This window comes from Mesorhizobium sp. M7A.F.Ca.AU.001.01.1.1 (genome assembly GCF_004022735.1).
Lineage (GTDB): Bacteria > Pseudomonadota > Alphaproteobacteria > Rhizobiales > Rhizobiaceae > Mesorhizobium > Mesorhizobium ciceri.
On sequence record NZ_RZPF01000689.1, the window covers coordinates 1 to 3512 of the forward strand.

Consider the following 3512-nt stretch of genomic DNA (forward strand, 5'->3'; position numbering starts at 1 on the left):
GGGATACTGGATCAGCACGCCGATCGAGCCGACGATCGAGGTCTTGCGGGCAACGATGTGATCTGCGGCACTGGCGATCATATAGCCCGCCGATGCGGCGAGCGTGCCGACTTCCGCCACCACCGGCTTGTCGGCGGCCAGCTTGCGCACTTCTTCATAGATCGATTCACCGCCAACGGTGGTGCCGCCAGGCGAATCGATCGACAGGATCACGCCTTTCACCTTCGATGAAAGACGGATGGTTTCCAGCCGCTTGATCAGTTCCTCGTCCTCGGTGATCGTGCCTTCGATCTTGACCTTGGCAATATGGTCGACCGTCGAGCCGCCGAAATCGTCGCCATAGAACCAGGTTGAAAGCGCAATCACCCCAAGGGCTATGATGCCTATGGCGACGACGCGCCAGAATGTCAGCTTGCGCCGCAAACGGCGGCGGTCGATCAGGTCGTCGGCTCTCAGTGCCATGGTCAGCCTTTCAGTCGGCGGGAGGAGACGCTTTTAGACCATGATCCTCCCATCTGGAAGCAGTTCTCTTTTGCGCATGGCGAGACAAGTCGGCGCCTGGACGTGAGGTGGCTATCCGCGTCGGCAGTCGACGGGGCCGGGTCGGGCCCTCTCCAGGCGTCGGTCTGCTCACATATTCGTGCAATCGCCACCAGGTCGGGCGACGAGACCGATGGCTGATAAATTTTACGCCGCGTGTCTGTTTCTGCTATGGAGAACACGCAGTTGTGCGGACTTCGTTTTCGTCTGTACAAAGGCGGCTGTCACATTTTTGCAGTTTTCGTGGGCTTGTGCTTGCTTGAAAGCGCCGGCGTCCCACCTATAGGCGGTGCCCAAGGGCGGGCAGGGTTAGAAGAAAGCAGTGAATGTTAGCGCGACCGATTGAACCGACCGACGCCGAGGCGGTGTTGGCTCCCCCGGCGGACGGCCGGACGCGCGGCGATGCTTTCGACCGTGCACAGCGTCATTCGCGCCGCGTGCGCGTTCTCAAATTTGCCGTGCCGGTGGCCGCAGCACTGATAGCGGTCGCTTTCCCGGTCTATTCCTATCTCGCCGCACCCGTCTCGGTGAAGATTCAGGCGGAAGGCACTGCCTTTTCCAACGGCAAGCTGGTGATGGCCAATCCCAAGCTCAACGGTTTCACCAAGCAGAAGCAGCCTTATTCGATGACGGCGCTGCGTGCCATTCAGGATGTCAGCACGCAAGGTATCATCGAGCTGGAAGGCATCGACGCCAAGGTGCCGATCGCGTCCGACAATGTGGCGGCGGTCAAGGCCTCGCACGGCACCTACGATCGCGACGGCAATACGATGAACCTGACCAGCGACGTGACGATCACCACGACCGACGGCATGCAGGCCAAGTTCAAATCGGTCTTCCTCGACATGGGCAAAGGCACTATGAAGACAGGAGATCCCGTCGATGTCAGCCGTGGCGGGTCGCGGATCACGGCGGATACGATGTCGGTCCAGGACAATGGCAAGATTCTGGTTTTCGAGAACAAAGTGCGCGTCAACATCGATTCCGCCGCCCTGAAGGCGGCACAGGGAAACAGCGGAGAAACCAATGCGGCTCAGTAGTTCGACGCGGCTCGCGGCTGCAACTTCAGCGTTGCTGCTGCTCGGACTCGTGCCGTCATGGGCGCAGACGACCAGTCAATCAGGCCTCAAACTGTCCGGCGACAAGCCGATCCAGATCGAGAGCGACAAGCTGGAAGTCCGCCAGGCCGACAGTGTCGCCATCTTCACGGGCAATGTCAGCGTCGTCCAGGGGCCGACATTGATGAAGGCCGGCAAGATGACGGTCTACTACGTCAAGGACCCCAACGCCGCTGCCAAGGGCACGGAGGCCGCGGGTGCGGCGATGACGGGCTCGGCCAACATCGACCACCTGGAGATCTCCGACAAGGTCTATATCAAGTCGGATGCGCAGATCGCGACCGGCGATCAAGGCAGCTTCGATATGAAGAGCCAGGTGCTGGTGCTTTCGGGCAAAAAGGTCGTTCTGTCGCAAAACGACAACGTTCTGGTGGGCTGCAAACTTACCGTGCAGATGAAAAGCGGGCTGGCTCAGGTGGATCCATGCGCTGGGCAACGTGTCCAGATGTCGATCACGCCGCCGCCGAAATCGGGAGCGACGAACCCCTGATGGCCAGCCTGTCGTCGCTGACGGCGCGTCTTCCGGGACGGGCCGCCGGCAAGCTTTCGGCGCCGGCCACGGTGACCGTCGATGCGGGAAAGTTCAAGGGAACCCTGATCGCCAAGGGGCTGACCAAGAGCTACAAGGGCCGCAAGGTCGTCAGCGGCGTCACCATCGGCGTGCGCGCCGGAGAGGCAGTTGGACTGCTCGGCCCCAACGGCGCCGGCAAAACGACCTGTTTCTATATGGTTACCGGCCTGGTGCCGGTGGATGAAGGCACGATCGAGATCGACGGCTTCGATGTCACGTCGATGCCGATGTACCGTCGTGCACGCCTCGGCATCGGCTATCTGCCGCAGGAAGCATCGATCTTCCGCGGCCTCAATGTCGAGCAGAATATCCGCGCCGTGCTGGAAGTGGTCGAAAAGGACCGCAAGGTGCGCGAGCGCAATCTCGACGAACTGCTCGAGGAATTCCACATCAGCCATCTGCGCAAGGCGCCATCCATGTCGCTTTCGGGCGGCGAGCGGCGACGCTTGGAAATCGCGCGAGCGCTGGCGACGCGTCCGGCCTACATGCTGCTCGACGAGCCTTTCGCCGGCATCGATCCGATCGCCGTCGCGGATATTCAACAACTGGTGCGCCACCTCACGGCGCGCGGCATCGGCGTCCTCATCACCGATCACAATGTGCGCGAAACGCTCGGCCTCATCGACCGCGCCTACATCATCCATGCCGGCCAGGTGCTGACCCATGGAAGGGCCGACGAAGTGGTGGCAAACCCGGATGTGCGGCGACTTTACCTCGGCGAGGGTTTCACCCTCTGAGCGTGAAATTTGTTTCCTGACACGATTTTTGCGGTTCGCGCGGCGCTTTTTCCTCGATTTTGCTCCGAGATAACGCTCCGGTAAGCGAGTTTTGCTACCAATTGCCTTGACAAGCAAAAGCCGGGCCAGTTTCTATGGCCGGCTGCAAAATTCCTTTCCGGAAGTCCGGATGCGTAGACGAGGCGTTTGAAACCGAACCATGGCGTTGGCGGCCAAACTACAGCTACGACAATCGCAGTCGCTGGTGATGACGCCGCAACTGATGCAGTCGATTCGGCTGCTGCAGTTCACCCATGTCGAACTCGAGCATTTCATCGACGAGGAAATCGAGCGCAATCCGCTGCTGGAGCGCGCCGAGCCGCAGGACGATGCCGCCAGCGACCAGGCGCAGAAGATCGAGGCGGAGCCGCAAGCCGCCCGCGAAGGCGACTGGTTCGAAAACGAGACGCAGTGGAGCGCGGAGGCGATCTCGGACAAGCTCGACACGTCGCTGGAAAACCTGTTTCCCGACGACCCGGGCACCAGCGAGCGGCTCGGTCCCGACCT

Annotated in this window: 4 protein-coding genes and 1 pseudogene; 4 read left to right on the forward strand and 1 reads right to left on the reverse strand. The window is 61.0% G+C overall.

Going from position 1 to position 3512, the window contains the following annotated elements; genetic code table 11:
• Positions 1 to 462 (reverse strand): S49 family peptidase (locus EN884_RS29880; RefSeq protein WP_164895236.1); only part of this gene is annotated, 462 nt, incomplete at its 3' end.
• A gap of 404 nt (positions 463 to 866) precedes the next feature.
• Here EN884_RS29880 and lptC point away from each other — a divergent pair.
• From lptC to EN884_RS29900, 4 genes and pseudogenes are all read left to right on the forward strand, one after another.
• Complete coding sequence (gene lptC, locus EN884_RS29885) at positions 867 to 1580, forward strand: LPS export ABC transporter periplasmic protein LptC (RefSeq protein WP_013529584.1); 714 nt, start codon at positions 867 to 869, stop codon at positions 1578 to 1580.
• The gene (locus EN884_RS29890; protein WP_013529585.1) at positions 1567 to 2148 is read left to right on the forward strand and encodes an LptA/OstA family protein; all 582 of its coding nucleotides are present in this window, start codon (positions 1567 to 1569) and stop codon (positions 2146 to 2148) included. Before lptC ends, EN884_RS29890 begins: the two co-directional genes overlap by 14 nt.
• Entirely contained in the window at positions 2148 to 2966 is an 819-nt protein-coding gene (lptB, locus tag EN884_RS29895; RefSeq protein ID WP_013529586.1) for an LPS export ABC transporter ATP-binding protein, read from the forward strand. The genes EN884_RS29890 and lptB overlap by 1 nt, the downstream gene beginning before the upstream one ends.
• Positions 2967 to 3165: 199 nt before the next feature.
• Positions 3166 to 3512, forward strand: a pseudogene (locus EN884_RS29900) (RNA polymerase sigma-54 factor); the annotation flags it as partial.